The sequence below is a fragment of the Xenorhabdus sp. NBAII XenSa04 genome, from assembly GCF_963866145.1.
Lineage (GTDB): Bacteria > Pseudomonadota > Gammaproteobacteria > Enterobacterales > Enterobacteriaceae > Xenorhabdus > Xenorhabdus indica.
In genome coordinates this window covers 12,821-32,455 of record NZ_CAWMEB010000025.1, presented here as the reverse complement: position 1 = coordinate 32,455, position 19,635 = coordinate 12,821, and the positions used below count along the sequence as shown (strand labels likewise).

The 19,635-nt window shown below is 45.2% G+C and carries 15 protein-coding genes; 7 read left to right on the top strand and 8 right to left on the bottom strand.

Annotated features, from left to right (window positions below):
- Nucleotides 1-4: 4 nt before the first annotated feature.
- Nucleotides 5-895, top strand: a complete 891-nt coding sequence (gene malG, locus AAC147_RS01495) for a maltose ABC transporter permease MalG (RefSeq protein ID WP_047684929.1) — start codon at nucleotides 5-7, stop codon at nucleotides 893-895.
- A gap of 193 nt (nucleotides 896-1,088) precedes the next feature.
- Here malG and malQ read toward each other — a convergent pair whose 3' ends face one another.
- Together malQ and malP are read right to left on the bottom strand one after the other, a co-directional pair.
- Nucleotides 1,089-3,236 carry a 4-alpha-glucanotransferase gene (gene malQ, locus AAC147_RS01490; RefSeq protein WP_047684926.1) on the bottom strand — a complete coding sequence of 716 codons (2,148 nt, stop codon included), beginning with the start codon at nucleotides 3,234-3,236 and terminating at the stop codon, nucleotides 1,089-1,091.
- Nucleotides 3,237-3,245: 9 nt separating this feature from the next.
- Nucleotides 3,246-5,681, bottom strand: a complete 2,436-nt coding sequence (malP, locus tag AAC147_RS01485; protein ID WP_047684923.1) for a maltodextrin phosphorylase — start codon at nucleotides 5,679-5,681, stop codon at nucleotides 3,246-3,248.
- A 345-nt stretch (nucleotides 5,682-6,026) separates the two neighbouring features.
- On the opposite strand from malP, the gene malT reads away from it, so the two are divergent.
- The 6 genes from malT to AAC147_RS01455 all read left to right on the top strand — a co-directional run bounded on the left by malT (nucleotide 6,027) and on the right by AAC147_RS01455 (nucleotide 13,875).
- Nucleotides 6,027-8,741, top strand: coding sequence for an HTH-type transcriptional regulator MalT (gene malT, locus AAC147_RS01480; RefSeq protein WP_047684920.1), 2,715 nt, complete (start codon nucleotides 6,027-6,029; stop codon nucleotides 8,739-8,741).
- 208 nt (nucleotides 8,742-8,949) lie between these two features.
- A complete protein-coding gene (locus AAC147_RS01475) occupies nucleotides 8,950-10,224 on the top strand; it encodes a class-III pyridoxal-phosphate-dependent aminotransferase (RefSeq protein ID WP_052189741.1) in 1,275 nt (424 codons plus the stop codon).
- The gene (locus AAC147_RS01470; RefSeq protein ID WP_047684917.1) at nucleotides 10,224-11,285 is read left to right on the top strand and encodes a zinc-dependent alcohol dehydrogenase; all 1,062 of its coding nucleotides are present in this window, start codon (nucleotides 10,224-10,226) and stop codon (nucleotides 11,283-11,285) included. Before AAC147_RS01475 ends, AAC147_RS01470 begins: the two co-directional genes overlap by 1 nt.
- Before the next feature lie 24 nt (nucleotides 11,286-11,309).
- The gene (locus AAC147_RS01465) at nucleotides 11,310-11,942 is read left to right on the top strand and encodes an HAD family hydrolase (RefSeq protein WP_047684976.1); all 633 of its coding nucleotides are present in this window, start codon (nucleotides 11,310-11,312) and stop codon (nucleotides 11,940-11,942) included.
- A gap of 203 nt (nucleotides 11,943-12,145) precedes the next feature.
- Complete coding sequence (locus AAC147_RS01460) at nucleotides 12,146-13,255, top strand: MFS transporter (protein ID WP_187649452.1); 1,110 nt, start codon at nucleotides 12,146-12,148, stop codon at nucleotides 13,253-13,255.
- Between the two features lie 14 nt (nucleotides 13,256-13,269).
- The gene (locus AAC147_RS01455; RefSeq protein ID WP_047684913.1) at nucleotides 13,270-13,875 is read left to right on the top strand and encodes a DUF1349 domain-containing protein; all 606 of its coding nucleotides are present in this window, start codon (nucleotides 13,270-13,272) and stop codon (nucleotides 13,873-13,875) included.
- Nucleotides 13,876-14,028: 153 nt separating this feature from the next.
- Here AAC147_RS01455 and thiH read toward each other — a convergent pair whose 3' ends face one another.
- Genes thiH through thiC form a run of 6 tightly spaced genes read right to left on the bottom strand, consistent with a single transcriptional unit; the run spans nucleotide 14,029 to nucleotide 19,630 of the window.
- On the bottom strand, nucleotides 14,029-15,207 hold the full coding sequence (thiH, locus tag AAC147_RS01450; protein ID WP_052189738.1) for a 2-iminoacetate synthase ThiH: 1,179 nt from the start codon (nucleotides 15,205-15,207) through the stop codon (nucleotides 14,029-14,031).
- On the bottom strand, nucleotides 15,204-15,971 hold the full coding sequence (locus AAC147_RS01445; protein ID WP_047684910.1) for a thiazole synthase: 768 nt from the start codon (nucleotides 15,969-15,971) through the stop codon (nucleotides 15,204-15,206). Before AAC147_RS01445 ends, thiH begins: the two co-directional genes overlap by 4 nt.
- Before the next feature lie 15 nt (nucleotides 15,972-15,986).
- Nucleotides 15,987-16,199, bottom strand: coding sequence for a sulfur carrier protein ThiS (gene thiS, locus AAC147_RS01440; protein ID WP_047684907.1), 213 nt, complete (start codon nucleotides 16,197-16,199; stop codon nucleotides 15,987-15,989).
- Complete coding sequence (locus tag AAC147_RS01435; RefSeq protein WP_047684904.1) at nucleotides 16,196-16,981, bottom strand: HesA/MoeB/ThiF family protein; 786 nt, start codon at nucleotides 16,979-16,981, stop codon at nucleotides 16,196-16,198. Before AAC147_RS01435 ends, thiS begins: the two co-directional genes overlap by 4 nt.
- The gene (thiE, locus tag AAC147_RS01430) at nucleotides 16,975-17,661 is read right to left on the bottom strand and encodes a thiamine phosphate synthase (RefSeq protein ID WP_052189735.1); all 687 of its coding nucleotides are present in this window, start codon (nucleotides 17,659-17,661) and stop codon (nucleotides 16,975-16,977) included. The genes AAC147_RS01435 and thiE overlap by 7 nt, the downstream gene beginning before the upstream one ends.
- The gene (thiC, locus tag AAC147_RS01425; protein WP_052189733.1) at nucleotides 17,645-19,630 is read right to left on the bottom strand and encodes a phosphomethylpyrimidine synthase ThiC; all 1,986 of its coding nucleotides are present in this window, start codon (nucleotides 19,628-19,630) and stop codon (nucleotides 17,645-17,647) included. The genes thiE and thiC overlap by 17 nt, the downstream gene beginning before the upstream one ends.
- Nucleotides 19,631-19,635: the final 5 nt, after the last annotated feature.

Here is a 19,635-nt window from a genome sequence, read left to right as displayed (position 1 = left end):
CAACATGGCGATGGTGCAACCTAAATCGCAACGGTGGCGAGTATGGGCAACACATATATTCATGCTGACTTTTATCGCTTTGATTTTATTTCCATTACTGATGGTTATTGCTATTTCCTTACGGCCGGGAAATTTTGCTACAGGGAGTCTTATTCCGGATACGATTTCCTGGGAACACTGGAAATTGGCACTTGGCATTAGTGTAGAATCCGCTGATGGGCGAGTTACATCTCCACCATTTCCGGTGATGTTATGGCTATGGAATTCTGTAAAAGTCGCATTTATTACTGCCACGGGTATTGTTGCACTATCAACAACATGTGCTTATGCCTTTGCTCGTATGCGTTTTCGTGGCAAAAGTACCTTGTTGAAAGGAATGTTGATTTTTCAAATGTTCCCTGCTGTTTTGTCATTGGTAGCACTATATGCTCTGTTTGATCGACTAGGAGAATATATTCCTTTTATCGGGTTGAATACCCATGGCAGCGTGATCTTTGCTTATATGGGGGGAATTGCTCTGCATGTGTGGACGATAAAAGGTTATTTTGAAACGTTAGACCGTTCTTTAGAAGAAGCGGCTATGTTGGATGGGGCGACATCGTGGCAAGTTTTTCGTTTGATACTTTTGCCTCTTTCTGTACCAATACTGGCAGTTGTATTTATTCTGTCTTTTATTGGGGTGATTACTGAAGTGCCAGTGGCGTCACTATTGTTAAGTGATGTGGACAATTACACATTAGCTGTGGGTATGCAGCAATATCTTCATCCACAAAATTACCTTTGGGGGGATTTTGCAGCGGCTGCCGTACTTTCTGCTGTGCCTATCACAGTGGTTTTCTTACTTGCTCAGCGCTGGTTGGTGGGAGGATTAACAGCGGGTGGTGTGAAGGGGTGACTATCTGATTGAAAGTCAACCAAAGTAAAGAGAATTTAAGTTGGAACTTCGTACCGCAATTATTCCGGTACGAAGTTTAATACTAAATAATTGCGGAGAATTTCAGACCAGAAGCGTGGACCACACGAATAATGGTATGGTTGTGCTTATATTTAGCAAAATCTGCCGTAAGCCCGCCCTAGTACAAGAGTATTTATTCAACTGATTTCGAAATCGTCCTTCTGTGCTTATTCACTGTTTCCAGCAAGTGATTTACACGCTCATCTTTGAAAATAGTTTCCAATGTAACAGCTAATTTACGTCGCCAGTTCGGGTATTCCCTGGTTGTGCCGGGAACATTGACAGGGTGTTCCATATCTAACCAATCTTCGGGCTGTAAGCCTAATAAAGCGCTGGTACTGCTGGCGAGATAATAGTGTATGTCATGATTAATGGAGATTGATATCTGTGATGATGATGCCTCTTGCTGCAATCGAATTGGCATATTTGTTATGAACGATGATTCAGAAAGATAGCCAGAGCGGTGTAAACCTGCCAATAGCTTTTGCTTACAATGTTCGCGTTCATCATATAACTCAGCAAGTAGCGTGTTATCTGGATATAAGCCGATTGATTCCCCCAGTTTCAGATCGCCACTTTGCCAAAACCCGCGTAATGTTGGTAAATCATGGGTGGTGATAGTCGCCATAGCTTGTATGGTATATGCATCAGGTGACTTAAATTCTCCTTGTCCGTCGCGCTCGAAATAAAATACCTTGTAAGAGTAGACACCACGGTCGCGTAATTTCCCGACAATCTCTTCTGGTACAATCCCTAAATCTTCACCTATCACCATGCAACAGTGGCGTTGACTTTCCAGTGCTAGTATTGCCAGCAGATCATCAACGGGATAGTGAACATAAACTCCGTGGGCTGCACTTTCTCCTTGTGGGATCCACCAAAGCCTGAGCAGTGCCATCACATGATCAATTCGTAATGCACCGCAATGACGCATATTGCTACGTAGTAATTCAATAAAAGGCTGGTAGTGTTGGGTCTGTAACACGTGAGGATTCATCGGTGGAAGTCCCCAGTCCTGCCCTAGTGGCCCCAAAATATCCGGTGGTGCACCAATGGATGCTTCAGTGCAATAAAGCTCTCGGTTCTCCCAGGTTTCTGAACCGCCTTGCGCCACACCGACAGCCAGATCACGGTAAATACCAATTGGCATAGAACTGTTTTGGCTTTCACTAAAACAGTCAGCTAACTGACTGTCAGCTATCCATTGTAGCCAAAGAAAAAATTCCACTTCCTGTGAGTGGGTATGACAAAATTCCTGAACGGTATCACTATCTGGATCACGATATTTTTCTGGCCAGGCGGGCCAACCCCAATAAGCATGGTTTTCACTGTACAGTTTACAGAGCAGGGCATCATAGACAGCCTGTGAATACAGGCTCTTACCACCTTGAGTAATAAATTGCCGGAAAGCGATGTAAAGGGGATCTGCATCAATTCGGGTATTGAATTGCTGATAAGCCAAACGTAACGCCGTCATTTTTAATGCCATTACGGTGGAATAATCAACCCATTCTGTTTGGCGGGCATGCTGAAGTTTGTGCTGAGTTTCCGGTGACTGCCACCATATTTGAGCTTCGATACAGGATTTGAAGTCTTCTACCTGATTTACATCAATGTAAATGACATTAAGCCAATGGCGGGATGAAGGACTATAAGGGCTGGCGTTTTCAGGCATGGCCGGATACATTGCATGTAGCGGATTCAGGCCGATAAAAGCCCCTCCGCGTTGTGCCAGTTCTCGCAACATCTGTTTTAAATCACCAAAATCACCGATTCCCCAGTTATTTTCTGAACGCAGAGTATAGAGTTGAACACAGGCTCCCCAAAGTTTATGGCCTTTCTTCAAGGGCTTTGGTTCATAACAGCGTTCTGGTGTGACAATGATCTGCATCGTGTGATGTTGTGCATCGTTTTTTTGCTCTGATATAGGTGTCAAAATAAGAGTGTGGTAACCCAGAGGCAAAGAGGTCGGCAATGTAATCTGATATTGGCAACTTCCATGTAAATCTTCTCCTTGTTCTGTCTGTATCTGCCATTGATATGGTATTGAGCTATCCAAAGACAAAGTAAATGCTTTTCCCTGCATCAATACTTTCACTGTGGGTAAAGACAGAACAGATAGGTCAGAAACCGGTCTTTTGACCGGTGTATTTGTCCCCATAGCTTGTAAAATCCGATGCCTTATTTGAGCAGGAATAGCCTGTGGTTTCCCATAAGCATTAATATATTCAGTGGCAATACCAGCCTCTGTTGCCAAATCATCAAGGCATTTATTTTCCATGACGGATCCTTATTTCGACTGCCAGATACGCTGTTGATAATCTTGAATAGTTCGGTCAGAGCTGAATTTTCCCATACGGGCAGTATTAAGGATCGCGCTCTGTGTCCAACCGTGGGTATTACGATATAGAGCGTCGATCCGCTGCTGAGCAACGCAGTAATCAGCAAAATCTGCCAGTACCAAATAAGGGTCACCGCCATCAATCAGGCTATGCAGCATTAAAGCAAATGCTTGTGTATCTCCATGACTGAATTCACCGTTGGCAAGCGAATCGAGGATGTCTTGTAGGTGACTGTTTTGTTGGAGAATGCTTTGTGGATTGTAGCCATTTTTTAGTAATGCTTTTGCTTCCTCTACTGTATGCCCGAAGATAAAAATATTATCGTTACCAACTTGTTCGGCTATTTCGACATTCGCACCATCCAGTGTGCCGATAGTTAGCGCTCCATTTAAGGCGAGTTTCATATTACCTGTGCCGGAGGCCTCTTTTCCTGCTGTAGAGATCTGTTCTGATACATCGGCGGCAGGGATCATTAATTCAGCTTTAGAAACATTGTAATCGGGAATAAAGACAATCTTTAGGCGATCTCGTACGATCGGATCATGGTTGATCTTTTCGGCTGCGTGGTTGATGGCTGAGATAATATTTTTTGCCAGATAGTAGCCGGGGGCGGCTTTAGCACCGAACAGGAAAACTCGTGGGTGAATATCCAACGCCGGGTTTTCCTGAATTTGTCGATAAAGTGAGAGGATATGCAGCAGATTCAAATGCTGGCGTTTGTATTCATGCAGTCGTTTGATTTGTACATCGAAAATGGCATGGGGATCGAGTTTAAGCCCCATCACTTTATTAACGTAGTTGGACAAGCGGATTTTATTATCCTGTTTTACCCCCCGATAAGCTTCATGGAAAGCCGCATCATTGGCATAGGGTTCGAGTTTTTTTAACGCGGTAATATCGTTGAACCATTCGTGTCCTAATGTCTGATCAATCAATGAGGAAAGTGCTGGATTGCACTGTTTTAGCCAGCGACGTGGTGTAACGCCATTGGTTACATTATGGAATTTTGCCGGCCACAATTGATGATATTCAGGGAATAGGTCTGTCACAATCAAAGATGAATGCAGTGCTGCCACTCCATTGACTGCAAAACAGGCTACAACACAGAGATTAGCCATCCTCACCTGATGGTCATGGATAACAGCCAGTTTTTCCCATATTTTTTGATTGCCTGGCCAGTTTTGTTCCACTGTTTCACGGAAACGACGGTTTATTTCCTGAATGATACGGTGGTGGCGCGGCAGTAATTCACTGACCAGATGTTCATCCCAACGTTCTAAGCCTTCTGGTAATAGGGTGTGGTTGGTATAAGCGAAGGTCTTCCCAGTAATGGCCCATGCAGTGTCCCAATCCAATTGGTGTTCATCAATCAGAAGACGCATCATCTCAGGAATGGCAATGGTTGGGTGGGTATCATTGAGCTGGATAACTTCGTACTGCGGTAACTCTTGTATTTTGCGGTCAGCTTGTTGATGACGGCGTAGAATATCAGCCACAGCACAGGCGCACTGGAAATACTGTTGCATCAGACGAAGGCGTTTTCCGGCCTGATGATTATCATTCGGATAGAGGACTTTGGTCAGGCTGGTGGCTTCAATGCCTTGTTGCTCAGCATGCAGGAACTGCCCATCATTAAACAGTGATAAATCAAAGGGGTTATCGTGAGTTGCCAGCCACAGACGCAGGGGTTGTATAACACCATTATCATAACCAATCACAGGTAGATCCCATGCTTCTCCTGTCAGCGTAAAATCAGGTAGCCAGGTTTCACGACCTTCTGTTGTTATGACAATTTTACCGCCGAAACTGACGTTAACTTTCAACTGTATATTGTGGTAAAACCACGGATAGGTATTGCGTTCCCAATCATCAGGAGTTTCAATTTGTAGCCCCTGTTCGAAAGATTGCCGGAACAGACCATATTGATAATTGAGTCCGTAGCCTATTGCTGGTTGCTTAAGGGTTGCCATCGAATCAAGAAAACAAGCTGCCAGACGCCCTAATCCACCATTACCCAAAGCAGGATCGACTTCTTCTTCCAGTACATCACTTAATACCACGCCATATTCGGCTAAATAAGTCTGAACATCATCATACCAGCCAAGGTTAAGCAAATTGTTAGCAGTCAAACGGCCGATGAGAAATTCCATCGAAATGTAGTTTACGTGTCGTTGATTGCCTTTTGAGTTATCGACGTGGTTTGGATTATCAATTTGATGATTACTGCTTTGACGATAAGTAGGCAGTAATTCCAAAAGAGTGGTACTGATAGCTTGCCACCACTGATGTGTTGTCATTTTCTGTGCTGAATCAAGGCCAAAGCGTTGCCATTGACGGGTAAGCGCAGCCTGAAATACGGCTTTATCGAGTTTGGGCTGTTTCATGGAGTCTTCATCCTGAGGAAAAGATAGAGATTATTTAGCCTGATATGCTGAAGGCTCAGTAGGCAAGACACATCATCCTGTAAGGATATTCACGGGGATGAGTATCAGGGCGTAGCTATTTTTTCGGATGCTTTCGCAATTCTATTGGGAACAAGAAACGTTTCAGATAAAGAATGTGACAAGGCGCAACTTAACACAATGAAATCAATCAACCTAATTGCAAAAGGCGGGCGTTTCTCTAAATTTGGTTGTTCATTAGCAAATGTTACTGATTTTGATTGCTTAATAACATCGAACAAAGTTTCAGGAATCAGTTTTACTCGTTATTTGTGAGGGGAGGAAATCATGCTTATCCCGTCGAAACTTAGTCGCCCCTTTCGCCTCAATAATATGGTTATGCGTGAGCGCCTGTTAAAACAGCTTAATGAAGCACAGAATTATCGATTGGTGCTGATAACCAGTCCGGCAGGGTATGGTAAAACCACGTTAATGTCACAATGGGCTGCCGGACAGGATAATCTGGGGTGGTATTCTCTGGATGATAGTGATAATCAGCCGGAACGTTTTGCCAGCTATCTGATTGCTGCTATCCAACAGGCGACACAGGGGCATTGTGTTAAAAGTGAAGTATTAGCGCAAAAACATCAATATGCCAATTTATCTGCTCTGTTTGCACAATTGTTTATTGAACTGAATGAATGGAAACAGCCACTGTTTCTGGTGATCGATGATTATCATCTGATCGTGAATAAGCTTATCCATGAAGCCATGCGTTTTTTTCTACGCCATCAGCCGGAAAACCTGACGTTGATTATCCTTTCCCGTCATTTACCGTCATTGGGCGTTGCCAACTTACGTGTGCGCGAGCAATTGTTGGAATTCGACAGTCAGCAGTTAGCTTTTAATGATCAGGAAGCTCAGCAATTTTTTGATAAACGGCTGACCAGACCATTAGAAGCTGATCATTGCAGACAGTTATGTCACGACGTGGGAGGGTGGGCGACGGCGTTGCAGTTAATTGCTCTTTCTGCTCGTCAGGCAGGTAATACAGCAGAAATGTCGGCAAAACGTCTCTCAGGAATTAATGCCTGCCATTTGTCAGATTATCTTGTGGACGAAGTTTTGAACCGCGTTGATCAGGAAACACGGGAGTTTTTGCTGCGTAGTTCTATCCTGCGTTCGATGAATGATGGTTTGATTGTCTGTCTGACAAGAATGGAAAATGGTCAGCAACGCCTTGAAGATATTGAACGTCAAGGGTTGTTTATCCAGCGCATGGATGATTCTGGAGAGTGGTTTTGTTTTCATCCCTTGTTTGCTTCATTCCTTCGCCAACGTTGTCAGTGGGAAATGGCAGCGGATTTACCGGAGTTGCATCGTGCGGCGGCAGAAGGCTGGTTGATGCAGGGGTATCCGGGAGAAGCGGTTCATCATGCTTTGGCGACAGCAGATACGAAGTTGTTATGTGATATTTTGCTACAACATGCATGGGAGTTGTTTAACCACAGCCAGTTATCGCTACTGGAAGAGTGCATGAATGCTTTGCCACATGAGCAGCTATTGGAAAATCCGCGTTTGGTGCTGTTACAGGCATGGCTGGCGCAGAGTCAGTATCGGCATTATGAAGTCAATGCGTTATTGAATCAGGCAGAGCGATCTTTGGAGCAAAAAGAGATAAAGATTGAGGCTGAATTACTGGGAGAGTTTGACGCATTGCGTGCTCAGGTCGCGATTAATGACGGCAGACCGGATGATGCCGATTTACTGGCTGAAAAAGCGTTGGCAAGTCTGCTGCCTGATAATGAATATGGCCGTATTGTCGCGATGTCAGTGAAAGGGGAGGTATTGCACTGTAAAGGGGAGTTGTCTCGTGCATTAACGTTGATGAAGCAGACAGAACTGCTTGCCCGCCACTGCCATGTTTACCACTATGCTTTATGGGCATTATTGCAACAAAGTGAAATTTTACTGGCTCAGGGATATTTGCAGGCCGCCTATGAGACTCAAAATAATGCTTTTGACTTGATCCGTGAACAGCATTTGGAACAGTTACCCATGCACGAGTTTCTGCTGCGTATTCGTTCACAGCTTTTGTGGTGTTGGGCGCGTATTGATGAATCGGAGGAATCGGCACGTCGTGGTTTAGATGTGTTGTCTAACTTTCAGCCTCAGCAGCAATTACAGTGTCTGACTCAACTGGCGAAATGCTCTTTGATTCGTGGCGATATTGATAATGCCCGCCGTCATTTATCCCGGTGTGAGAATCTGCTCAATAATGGGCATTATCACCGTGACTGGCGAACCAATACTGATAAATTGCGGGTCATTATCTGGCAACATCTGGAGGATAATGTTTCAGTGGCACAATGGCTGGTTCAGGCAGAAAAACCTGACAGCTTCAGTAACCATTTCAACCAGAACCAGTGGCGTAATATTGCCCGTGCTCAGATCTTGCTTGGTCAGTATGAAGAAGCAGAAGCCATTTTGGAAACGCTGAATGAATATGCTTTGAAGCTGGAACTGGTAAGCGATCTGAATCGCAATTTATTGTTATGCAATTTACTTTACTGGCAGCTTGAGCGTAAGGTTGAAGCACAACAAGTGCTAATGGAAGCCTTGCATTTGGCTAATCGCACGGGGTTTATCAGTCATTTTGTGCTTGAAGGTGAGTTAATGGCTCAGCAATTGCGCCAGCTCATTCAACTCAATATCTTGCCTGAATTTGAGCAACATCGGGCGCAGCGTATCCTGCGGGAAATTAATCGCCAGAATCGGCATAAATTTGCTCACTTTGATGAAACGTTTGTTGAGCAGCTCCTTACTCATCCTGATGTCCCTGAACTTATTCGTAATAGCCCATTAACTCAACGTGAATGGCAAGTATTGGGGTTAATTTATTCTGGTTACAGTAATGAGCAGATTGCTGTTGAACTGGAAGTGGCGGCGACGACAATTAAAACTCATATTCGCAATCTGTATCAAAAAATGGGTATTACCCATCGTCAGGAAGCTATTCAGCAAGCACAGTATTTAATGCAAATGATGGGATTAGGAATCTGATCATTTTTTCCCAATGTGATATTACTGTTAAGAACATAAATAAATATGAATAAATAAAAATATAACTTAAAAATATAAAATAATTTTTAAAACTATTTAATCTTTTTTATGGGCTTCTTGTGATCGACATTACATTTGAAAGAGGTCTAATCTTATTCTCCATAGTTGGCGTGTTTTTGTTAAATATAACTAATGATGGAGAGTGATTATGGAAAATAACTATCACCTTAAAGAAGATCACCTTAAAGAGAATCATTTCGAAGAAATGCTTTCTCGTTATGTCGGTCATGGCCCGTATTTGGTCATTGATGGTGAAAAATATATTGATGCGGCATCGGGAACGTTTAATTTACCGCTTGGTTACACCAATCACAGGATCGCTGAAAAATTAAAGCAGCAGATTGATAGATGCACACATTTGAGTTCTGCCTATACACGAGAAATGTCACAGTATATTTTGAATAAGTTGGTTAAACATACCCCAAAAGGTATAGACAGTATTTGGTTACGGGATGTTTCTGGCTCTGGTGCTGTGGAGTGTGCCATTCGTATTGCTCAAAAAGCGACAGGCCGTTCTGGTATCGTTTCTTTCTTTCTGGCCCATCATGGTCAGTCTCTTGCTACGGCGCAGGTTTCTGGCAATGCGTTCCGGCTTAAAAATTTTCATATCAATATCGAAGGTTCCATAAAAATTCCAGCTCCGAGTAGTGTCATGGCTGAACCCCCAGATGAAGCAACACAGTATATCGATTTGGAACAGTTCATTCAGTTGGGCTCAAGCGACAATATTGCATGTCTGATTATTGAACCGATTCAGGGGAATGGCGGGAATATTGTTTTCCCCGTGGAGTTCTATCGCAAGATCCGGGAGATTTGCCACCAGCATGGCATTATTATTATTGCAGATGAAGTTCAGACAGGGTTTGGGCGTACTGGTACTTTCTTTGCTTCTACTGGTTATGCCAAAGAACTAGAACCAGATATTATCGCCTTTGCCAAAGGCGCAGGCGGCATTGGCATCCCAACTGGCGGTGTGCTTATGCGTAGTTCATTGGATGTATTGGAATCATTCGAGCATTCAAGCACTTCCGGCGCTAATCCGTTGTCTTTGGTCGCGCTTAACGAAATCATCGATATTATTGAAGATGAACATATCTTAGAAAATGTACGTCAGAACGAAACCTTCCTGCGTAACGGATTGCTGGATTTACAACATAAATATCCTGAAATTACCGGAGTCAGGGGCATTGGGTATATGTTTGGTTTTGATACGCCAAGTCCAGAGTTTGCAGCCAGGGCGATTGCGGTTGCCAACTACCATAAACTTATCCTGCGTGGTTCCCGGTATGGTAAGGGGCGGGCACTCAAGGTACGTCCTCCTTTGATTTGTACACAAGTGCACTTGAACGAAATACTCCATAAATTGGATCTGACTTTTGCTGAGCTGACGGTTTCTGCCCAGGGACACAGGGAGGTTGCATAATGAAAGCGCTTAAATTTAATCAAGTATGGGATATTCAAGTCCAGGACGTTGAGCCGTTGCACTGTATTGAACCGGATGATGTGGTGGTGAATATCGCTGTATGCGGGATATGCGGAACTGATGTAGGCATTATCACTGGTTCTTACCCTGTTGCAGTACCGGGAACGACATTGGGTCATGAAACGGCAGGCGTTGTGGCACAGGTGGGTAGTGGAGTGACGCGCTTTCAACTTGGTGATCGTGTAGTCATTAACCCGACATACTCTTGCGGGTGTTGCAGAATGTGTCAGACAGGCAACCCAAATCATTGCGAGAAGAAAATGGGTACAGAAGCGGGTGTTTCCTATGATGGCGCATTTGCGGAGCAGTATCTGGCAAAAGAGGGTTCACTGATTAAATTGGAACCTCATGTCAGTATGGAAGCGGCTTCATTGACAGAACCATTAAGTTGTACATTGACTGGCGTGGATAAATTGGGGATTACCCACACTAATATTCGTGCAGTAGTCGCAGGCGCAGGGCCGATGGGGATGTTGTACCTTTGGGCGTTGCATGAGCGAGGCGTTAAGGCGTTCATGATTGAGAAAAACCCGAATCGTATACAGTTTGCCCGCCAGAATTTACCTGCGGAATGCCGATTATATACTGATTTTGATGAAGCGCTGACACAGGAATACGGTGATAAATCCGCATTAATAGACCTGTGTGTAGATACTACCGGGCAACTGACAGAGTATATTTTCGGTCATTTGGCACCGGGAGGTAAATTGTTGAATGTTGCTTTAAAAGACAAACATGCCAATCTCGATATCTTAAAAATTGCGGATAAAAGCCTTTCTGTGATTGGTTCTATTGATTCCCTGAACAACAGTTTTGAACGGGCTTACACCATGATCCGTGATGGTGTGATCCCGGCAGATCGCTTGATTAGTCATGTTTTTGCTTTTGATGATTATCAGCAGGCATTTCTGACTGTTGGTTGTGATGTTGCAGGCAAGGCTCAAATACCGCTTGGCACGCCAAACTGTAAGGTGTTAATCCGTGTGGCTGATTTGAAGTAATCGATAAGTATTGGAATAGTGATGATGGATAAATTCAATGTCATTTTTGATATCGACGGGGTCATTGTTGATAGTGAACAGCTACATTTTGATGTGCTGTGTGAACTGGCACCTGAACAGACACGCGATATTCAGCCACAACAACTGATCGGCCTGAGTCTGGCAGAAACACTGAATGTGATTGGTGTTCCATCACAAGTACAGCAAAGCATTACCAACAAGATTATCTCGGTTTATCAAGATAAATTATCTACACATTACCTGCGACCAGGCATTTCCGGCTTGCTAACAGCCTTACAGCAAAATGGAGTTGCTTTTGGCTTTGTTTCGACCGCTCCACGCGAAGTGTGTTTGGCCAATCTTGGGTTGTTGGGCCTTGCGGAAGAACCAGCGTTGATTTCTGGTGATGATGTTGAACAAACCAAGCCTTTTCCCGATCCCTATCTGGCTATGCTTAAATTGAAAAGAATGGAGGTTCGGCAGACTTTAGTCATTGAAGATACTGATTTGGGAATTATGGCAGCAAAACAAGCGGGAATTCCACAAATATATGCCTGGCCTCATGCCTTGTCAGTAATGGAACAGTATAAGCAGGCAACGCGTGTTATTAAGAGACTGGCAGATATTCCCCAATTTGCAGGGCTAATCTCAATATAATTCAAAAAGATTTTTCAGCCAGTATGATTTGGGTTTTATATCCCAAGCTAATGCCCTTTGTAAAAAATTGAGAAGGGCATTGTTTGAATAAGGGTAATTTTTATCAGGCTTGTGTATTTGTAAGACAACGTTGCATAAGCGGAAATTGATGGAGGAAGCGGGTGTCTGGGGAATATACGATTACTTTGGTTAAACAGCCTATTATGGCGACAAAAATCTCTTTTTTTATTGCAGGCTTCAGTATGGCGAGTTGGGCTCCTCTGATCCCATTAGTTAAAGAGCGACTATTCTTGGATGATGGTGCAATGGGGTTGCTGATGTTGGCATTTGGCATTGGCTCTTTCATTATGATGCCAGTTGCAGGAATGTTGGCCGCCCGATTTGGTTGCCGGAAAGTTTTTGCTTTCTTCACATTACTGGCCATTTTGATGTTGCCGGGATTAAGTATCCTACCTACTCCCGCAGTTCTGGCTTGTGCACTATTTTTATTTGGGGCAGGGATTGGGGCGATGGATGTCTCGGCCAATATCCACGCAGTTAATATTGAAAAAAGAGTACAGAGTCCTGTGATGTCAGGTTTTCATGCTTTGTTCAGTTTAGGGGGAATATCCGGGGCTGGTTCGGTGAGTTTGTTGCTGTTTATGGGAATATCCCCATTTTTAGTAATGGTCGCTGTGACATTATTGATTATCCTGTTGCTGTTTCCGGTATGGAATGGATTGCTGGATGATGCAGAAGCCGGAGATACCCCGTTTTTTGCTTTGCCGCGTGGTATTGTGATCCTGATAGGTTTTCTCTGCTTTGTTGTTTATCTGATGGAAGGTTCCATGCTGGATTGGAGTGGGATTTTATTAAGCAGTGTTCATAGCATAGATAGTCATCAGGCGGGATTGGGTTATACCCTGTTTGCCATTACCATGACATGCGGTCGATTTTTCGGAGACAGGATGATTGCCGCCTGCGGGTATCGGCAGGTTTTTTTGGCAAGCGCCATTTTGGCGACATCAGGGTTTATCCTGATTTATCTGGCATCCGGTGTCATTGCATTGGCGGTGGCATTCCTGATGATCGGCGCTGGTTTGTCCAATCTGGCTCCGATGTTTTTTACCGCATCGGGACGGCAAAAAGTGATGCCTGACTCTCTGGCTGTTTCTGCTGTCTCTACAATGGGATATTCAGGTATTTTGCTTGGGCCTGCGATTATTGGTGGTTTAGCCCATCAGATAACATTGCACAGCGCGTTTGGTTGTATCGCTTTGTTATCTCTTTCATTATTGGCGGGATATTGGTTAATTGCACCCGACCGAAAATAACAGAGGAAATATTGATGAATTTGTTGCACTGCCATTGGCTTAATGAACCCGTTTCGTGGAAGCATCAAGATGATGAATTGCATGTGGTGACTGATAATCAAACAGATTTTTGGCGGGATACTTGGTACGGCTTCCAACGCCATAGTGGACATGTTTTTGGTGGTTATGTAGAGGCTGCTTTTATCGAAGAAGGGTTCACTTTTCAGCTCTGCATTGAAGGGCGTTTTGAGCAGTTATACGATCAGGCCGGTATTATGTTGCTGGTGGATGAGCACCACTGGTTGAAAGCGGGTATTGAGCATTCTGATGGGCAGTCAACAATTGGCAGTGTACTGACAGCTCCTTGCTCTGATTGGGCAATGGGGGTTTTTCCGGGTGACCCTGATAGATACTGGCTGCGTCTGACCTATCAGGAGGGTGCTATCCGCTTGCAATATTCCACTGATGGTAAGCGATGGCCATTGTTGCGGTTAGCTCCTTTTAATATCAGTAATCACACTGAACAGCAGGTATTTGTTGGGGCTATGTGTTGTTCACCGGAACGTGAAGGATTACAGGTGAAATTCTCTGATTTCAAATTGACGTCATCATTGAACAAAGCTCTGCATGATTTGAGTTAGAAACTATTCTATCGGGTTGTGTGTTTTATGCACAGACTTTATTGAAGTGATGGCTTGTATGATTGCAAACCGATCCGATGAAATCCCGTTTTTAAATAAATAGTTAGATGATACCCCTCATCCAATGTGGATGAGGGGTATCATTTTATTTTTTTATCCATGCCTGCCCAAATAACTATCCCAATCCTTCCAGACTGGTTGCAATCCAGCTTTCACCAAAGCACCTGCAACCTGTTCAACAGAACGATGATCGTTTGGAGAAAACTGCTCCAGCTCGTGATGGTCATTATCGACATAACCACCTGGTTGGGTTTTGGAGCCGGCACTGACACTATTTATTGCCAATGGCACGACGTGATCGCGGAAATACGGGGATTCACGTGTGGAGAGGGAAAGCTCTACATCTGGTGCCAGCAGGCGGAATGCACAGATCAATTGTACCAGTTCGGCCTCATTCATCAGAGAAGCGGGTTCAATGCCTCCAGCACAGGGACGCAGGCGTGGAAAAGAGATGGAATATCGGCTTTTCCAGAATTCTTTTTGCAGGAAGAGCAGATGTTCTGCCACCATATAACAATCTGTGCGCCAGTTATAGGATAAACCGATTAACGCGCCCAAACCGATTTTGTCGATACCTGCTCGTCCGAGTCGTTCAGGGGTTTCCAGTCGCCAATGGAAATCCTGTTTTTTCCCTTTGAGATGATGCAATTGATAACTTGGTTCATGATAGGTTTCCTGATAGACCAGTACGCCATCCAATCCTAGTGTTTTTAGTTCTGCATATTCCTCTTGTGCCAATGGTTGCACTTCCATTGTGACAGAGCTGAAGTAACGGTGTATTAAGGGAAGATAACGGCGAAAATAATCCATGCCGACCTTTTTCTGATGTTCCCCGGTTACCAGCAGGATATGCTTAAACCCTAGTTTTTTGATGGCCTGACATTCAGCTTCAATTTCCTGTTCATTGAGCGTCTTACGTTTGATGTGGTTACTCATAGAAAAACCACAATAAGTGCAGTCGTTGGCGCACAGGTTGGAAAGGTAAAGTGGGATGTAAAATCCCACGGTATGACCAAATCGTTGACGGGTTAATTGCTGTGCCCGTTGCGCCAACGGTTCAAGGTAAAACTGCGCTGCGGGGGAGAGCAGTGCCATAAAATCATCCAATGTCAGATGTTCGCTGTTTAGGGCATGTTCGACATCTTGTCTGGTTTTACTGTTGATATGTAGCGTGATGTCATCCCAATCCAACTGTTGCCAGCGTTGACGAAAGGTAGCTTCTGCCAATCGATTACGGGTCGCTGTGTTACTGGGTAATGTGTTAACTGTCATAACACCCCCAGAAAATCGGTCAGTGGGCTGGAGGCTTCTGCATGGGATTTCTGGCTTGCCATACCGGCCTGATGAGCAAGTTCACCTGCCTCAATGGCTGCTTTAAATGCTTGCGCCATTTTGACCGGATTATGAGCAACGGCGATGGCAGTATTGACCAAGACGGCATCGGCTCCCATTTCAATGGCTGCCAGTGCATGGCTTGGTGCGCCAATACCCGCGTCCACGACGACAGGAACATGGGATTGTTCGATGATGATTTGCAGAAAATCACGGGTGAGCAAGCCCTTGTTTGAACCAATAGGAGCGCCTAATGGCATTACAGCAGCACAGCCTGCTTCTTCCAGGCGACGGCACAGAACCGGATCTGCGCCGCAATAAGGCAGGACAATAAAGCCTTCTTTGACTAACTGCTCTGCACCTTTCAGTGTTTCTACCGGATCAGGCAACAGGTATTTTACGTCAGGGTGAATTTCCAGTTTGATCCAGTTGGTGTCCAGTGCTTCCCGTGCAAGACGGGCGGCAAACACGGCTTCTTCTGCGGTTTTTGCCCCGGAGGTATTAGGCAGGAGTTTGACGCCTGACGCTTGTAATGGTGCGAGAATACCATCATCGTTGCCATGCAGATCGATACGTTTCATGGCCATTGTGACTAACTGGCTACCGGAAGCACGGATAGTTTCCATCATTAATCCGGCATTGGCGAATTTACCTGTTCCTGTAAACAGGCGGGAGTGAAAGGGAGTATCAGCGATTTTTAACATGATTAACCTCCGGCATTAGCCACCAGCAATGGCCTGAAACAGCAGGATATTGTCCCCGTCATTAATCAGGTGAGTATCCCATGCTGAGCGCGGGATAATAGTCTGATTAATAGCTAACGCAGTGCCCGGTTGGGTACGCTGTATATGTTTCAGTAACTGTTGTACCGTCATAGGCTTATTCACAGGAGCGGGCAGTGTGACTGTTTGATCATTGACGATAATATTCATGCGATTTTTTTTCCTGAAACTGTTTTATCTATAAAAGATAATGTTCCGCAGATTGGGCATTGCGGTGATGCAGTTAGCTGTAATGTGCTCCAGCTTTGTTGCCTGCCATCAAACAGCCGCAGTTTTCCACTCAGATGAGAAGGAAGACCGGACAGCATTTTGATTGCTTCCAGCGCTTGCAGTGTACCGATAACACCGACGACTGGCCCCAGAACACCAGCAGTTCGACAATTACGTTGCGGTTCTTCTTGATCGGGATAGAGACAGGCATAACAGCCATGTGGGTAAGGGGGCTCAAACACCATAAGTTGCCCGCTGAACCCCACAGCACTGCCACTGATAAGGGGGGTATTAGTTTCAACACAGACAGCATTAATTGCGTGCCGGGTTGCCATATTGTCACAACAGTCCAATATCAGATCGACTTGCCGGGCAAGATTTGTCAGTGACGTTTTATCTTGTCGCTCGCTAATAACGGTGAAATTGACAAGGGGATTTAAATCGGCCAATTGTTCTGCCGCCAGAGCCGCTTTTCCGGCGGAAATATCTGCCGTGCGATAGAGGATTTGGCGTTGCAGGTTAGAGACATGTAGTTTGTCATCATCTGAAAGATAGAAGTGCCCTATTCCTGCTGCGGCGAGATAAAGTGCTGCGGGGGAGCCTAATCCCCCCATTCCAACAATCAATACCTTGCTTGCTTTTAATTTTTCTTGTCCATCAGGACCGATGTCTTCCAGTAACAATTGGCGGCTGTACCGCATAAATTCTTGATCGCTCAACATAAGAGCCTCCGATCATTTCTCTCAACGATCCCTTCAACCATTATTCCTTCAACCAAATGAAGCAATCTGGATGTTGCCTGTCGCCAGTCTTTGGCTTTAGTGATGGCACTGACCAGCGCCACACCCCCGACACCTGTTGCGATCACATCCGGTACACGTTCCAGTGAGATACCGCCGATGGCAACGGTAGGAAATTCTGGCGTGGTCTCCACCTGATGTTTCAGTGCGATAAGCCCCTGTGGCGCTGATGGCATCTCTTTGGTCGTGGTCGGGAAAATATGGCCCAGTGCGATATAAGATGGACGCAGAGCTTTTGCCCGTGCTAATTCCTGTTCATTATGGGTGGAAATACCCAGACGAAGTCCGGCCTGTTGAATGGACTGAAGATCGGCGATATCCAAATCTTCTTGCCCCAGATGTACGCCATAGGCACGGTGTTTGATTGCCAGACGCCAGTAATCGTTGATGAACAGACGAGCGTTGTATTGATTCCCCAGTGTAATGGCTTGCCGGATATCGTTCTCCACTTGCTCTTCGGACATATCTTTGATGCGCAATTGCAGAGTTCTGATACCCGCTTCCAGTAATCGTTCAATCCACATCAGGGAATCCACAACGGGATATAGCCCCAACCGGTGTTCAGTCGGAGCAAAGGATATTGTTTTAAGCTGATTTGACATCGTTGATATCCTCGGCACGGTGATACAGTTCACTGCCATGAGCACGGAATTCTTCGGACATCTGTTCCATGCCAGCTTCTTGCTCTAGTTTTGCAGCATAATCTCGCACATCTTGCGTGATCTTCATTGAACAGAATTTTGGCCCACACATTGAGCAGAAGTGAGCAACCTTACCGGATTCTTGTGGTAAAGTTTCATCGTGGTAAGCGCGGGCAGTTTCAGGATCAAGCGCCAGATTAAATTGATCTTCCCAACGGAATTCAAAACGAGCTTTTGACATGGCGTTATCGCGGATTTGTGCACCGGGATGACCTTTAGCAAGATCTGCTGCATGAGCGGCGATTTTGTAGGTGATCAGCCCCTGTTTCACATCTTCTTTGTTTGGCAGGCCGAGATGCTCTTTAGGCGTGACATAACACAGCATGGCACAGCCGAACCAACCGATCATTGCAGCACCAATACCAGAGGTGAAATGGTCATAACCCGGTGCGATATCCGTTGTCAGTGGCCCCAAGGTATAGAATGGCGCTTCGTGACAATACTCCAGTTCTTCTGTCATATTGCGGCGAATTAACTGCATCGGAATATGCCCCGGCCCTTCTATCATCACCTGAACATCATATTCCCAGGCGATTGTGGTCAGTTCACCGAGGGTATGCAGTTCGGCAAATTGAGCTTCATCATTAGCATCCTGAATAGAGCCGGGGCGTAATCCGTCCCCCAAAGAGAGGGAAATGTCGTAGGTCGCACAAATTTCACAAATTTCACGAAAGTGGGTATAGAGAAAGTTTTCCTGATGATGGGAAAGGCACCATTTCGCCATAATTGAACCACCACGGGAAACAATGCCTGTCAGGCGCTTGGCGGTCATAGGAACGTAACGCAGCAATACCCCCGCGTGGATGGTGAAATAATCCACGCCTTGTTCGGCTTGCTCCAGTAACGTATCGCGGAACATTTCCCATGTCAGGCTTTCCGCAATGCCATTGACTTTTTCCAGTGCCTGATAAATAGGCACTGTGCCGATGGGTACTGGGCTGTTACGTAGTATCCATTCACGGGTTTCGTGGATATAGCGTCCGGTGGAGAGATCCATCACCGTGTCAGCCCCCCAACGGGTAGACCAAATCAATTTTTCGACTTCTTCTTCAATAGAGGAAGTGACGGAGGAATTACCGATATTGGCATTAACTTTCACCAGAAAGTTACGCCCGATAATCATCGGTTCAGATTCTGGATGATTAATATTAGCAGGAATAATCGCACGGCCAGATGCGACTTCTTGACGGACAAATTCAGGGGTGATGTTATCCGGCAAGTTTGCGCCGAAACTTTGTCCTGCATGTTGTTGAAGCAGAATGTCACCACGGATACGCTCACGTCCCATATTTTCACGCAGTGCAATAAATTCCATTTCTGGTGTGATAATGCCTTGGCGTGCATAGTGCAATTGAGTCACGCGCTTGCCCTGTTTGGCTTTCAATGGCTGAGAACGATGTTTGAAGCGCAGGTGATCCAGTCCGGCATCTGCAAGACGCTGTTGAGTAAAGTCAGAACTGAGTCTTGCAACAGGTTCAGTATCATTGCGCTCTTCAATCCATGGTTGGCGGATTTTCTGCAAACCCGTTTTTACGTCCAGTATGGCTTCTGGATCACCATAAGGGCCGGAGGTGTCATAAACAGGTACGGGTTCATTCTCCTCAAATTGAGGATCCTCTTTCGTTCCGCCAATCAGTGTGGGAGATAACTGAATTTCCCGCATGGGAACCTGAATATCTTCGCGTGATCCTGCCAGATAAATACGGTTTGAATTGGGAAATGTCACACCTTGAATCGAACTGATAAATTCCTGTGCTGCATCTCGTTGGGCTTTACGTGGCCGTGCTGGATGAGCTTTAGGTGAGATATTGGTTGCAGGGATAATGTCAGCGGTAGAGGTAACGCTGTTGTTATTAATCGCATTAGACATAGCAA

Excerpts from the sequence above, each read along its gene's own strand:
- malG (WP_047684929.1), top strand. The coding sequence starts at position 5 with ATGGCGATGGTGCAACCTAAATCGCAACGGTGGCGAGTATGGGCAACA.
- malQ (WP_047684926.1), bottom strand. The coding sequence starts at position 3,236 with ATGGAAAATAAATGCCTTGATGATTTGGCAACAGAGGCTGGTATTGCC.
- malP (WP_047684923.1), bottom strand. The coding sequence starts at position 5,681 with ATGAAACAGCCCAAACTCGATAAAGCCGTATTTCAGGCTGCGCTTACC.
- malT (WP_047684920.1), top strand. The coding sequence starts at position 6,027 with ATGCTTATCCCGTCGAAACTTAGTCGCCCCTTTCGCCTCAATAATATG.
- AAC147_RS01475 (WP_052189741.1), top strand. The coding sequence starts at position 8,950 with ATGGAAAATAACTATCACCTTAAAGAAGATCACCTTAAAGAGAATCAT.
- AAC147_RS01470 (WP_047684917.1), top strand. The coding sequence starts at position 10,224 with ATGAAAGCGCTTAAATTTAATCAAGTATGGGATATTCAAGTCCAGGAC.
- AAC147_RS01465 (WP_047684976.1), top strand. The coding sequence starts at position 11,310 with ATGGATAAATTCAATGTCATTTTTGATATCGACGGGGTCATTGTTGAT.
- AAC147_RS01460 (WP_187649452.1), top strand. The coding sequence starts at position 12,146 with ATGGCGACAAAAATCTCTTTTTTTATTGCAGGCTTCAGTATGGCGAGT.
- AAC147_RS01455 (WP_047684913.1), top strand. The coding sequence starts at position 13,270 with ATGAATTTGTTGCACTGCCATTGGCTTAATGAACCCGTTTCGTGGAAG.
- thiH (WP_052189738.1), bottom strand. The coding sequence starts at position 15,207 with ATGACAGTTAACACATTACCCAGTAACACAGCGACCCGTAATCGATTG.
- AAC147_RS01445 (WP_047684910.1), bottom strand. The coding sequence starts at position 15,971 with ATGTTAAAAATCGCTGATACTCCCTTTCACTCCCGCCTGTTTACAGGA.
- thiS (WP_047684907.1), bottom strand. The coding sequence starts at position 16,199 with ATGAATATTATCGTCAATGATCAAACAGTCACACTGCCCGCTCCTGTG.
- AAC147_RS01435 (WP_047684904.1), bottom strand. The coding sequence starts at position 16,981 with ATGTTGAGCGATCAAGAATTTATGCGGTACAGCCGCCAATTGTTACTG.
- thiE (WP_052189735.1), bottom strand. The coding sequence starts at position 17,661 with ATGTCAAATCAGCTTAAAACAATATCCTTTGCTCCGACTGAACACCGG.
- thiC (WP_052189733.1), bottom strand. The coding sequence starts at position 19,630 with ATGTCTAATGCGATTAATAACAACAGCGTTACCTCTACCGCTGACATT.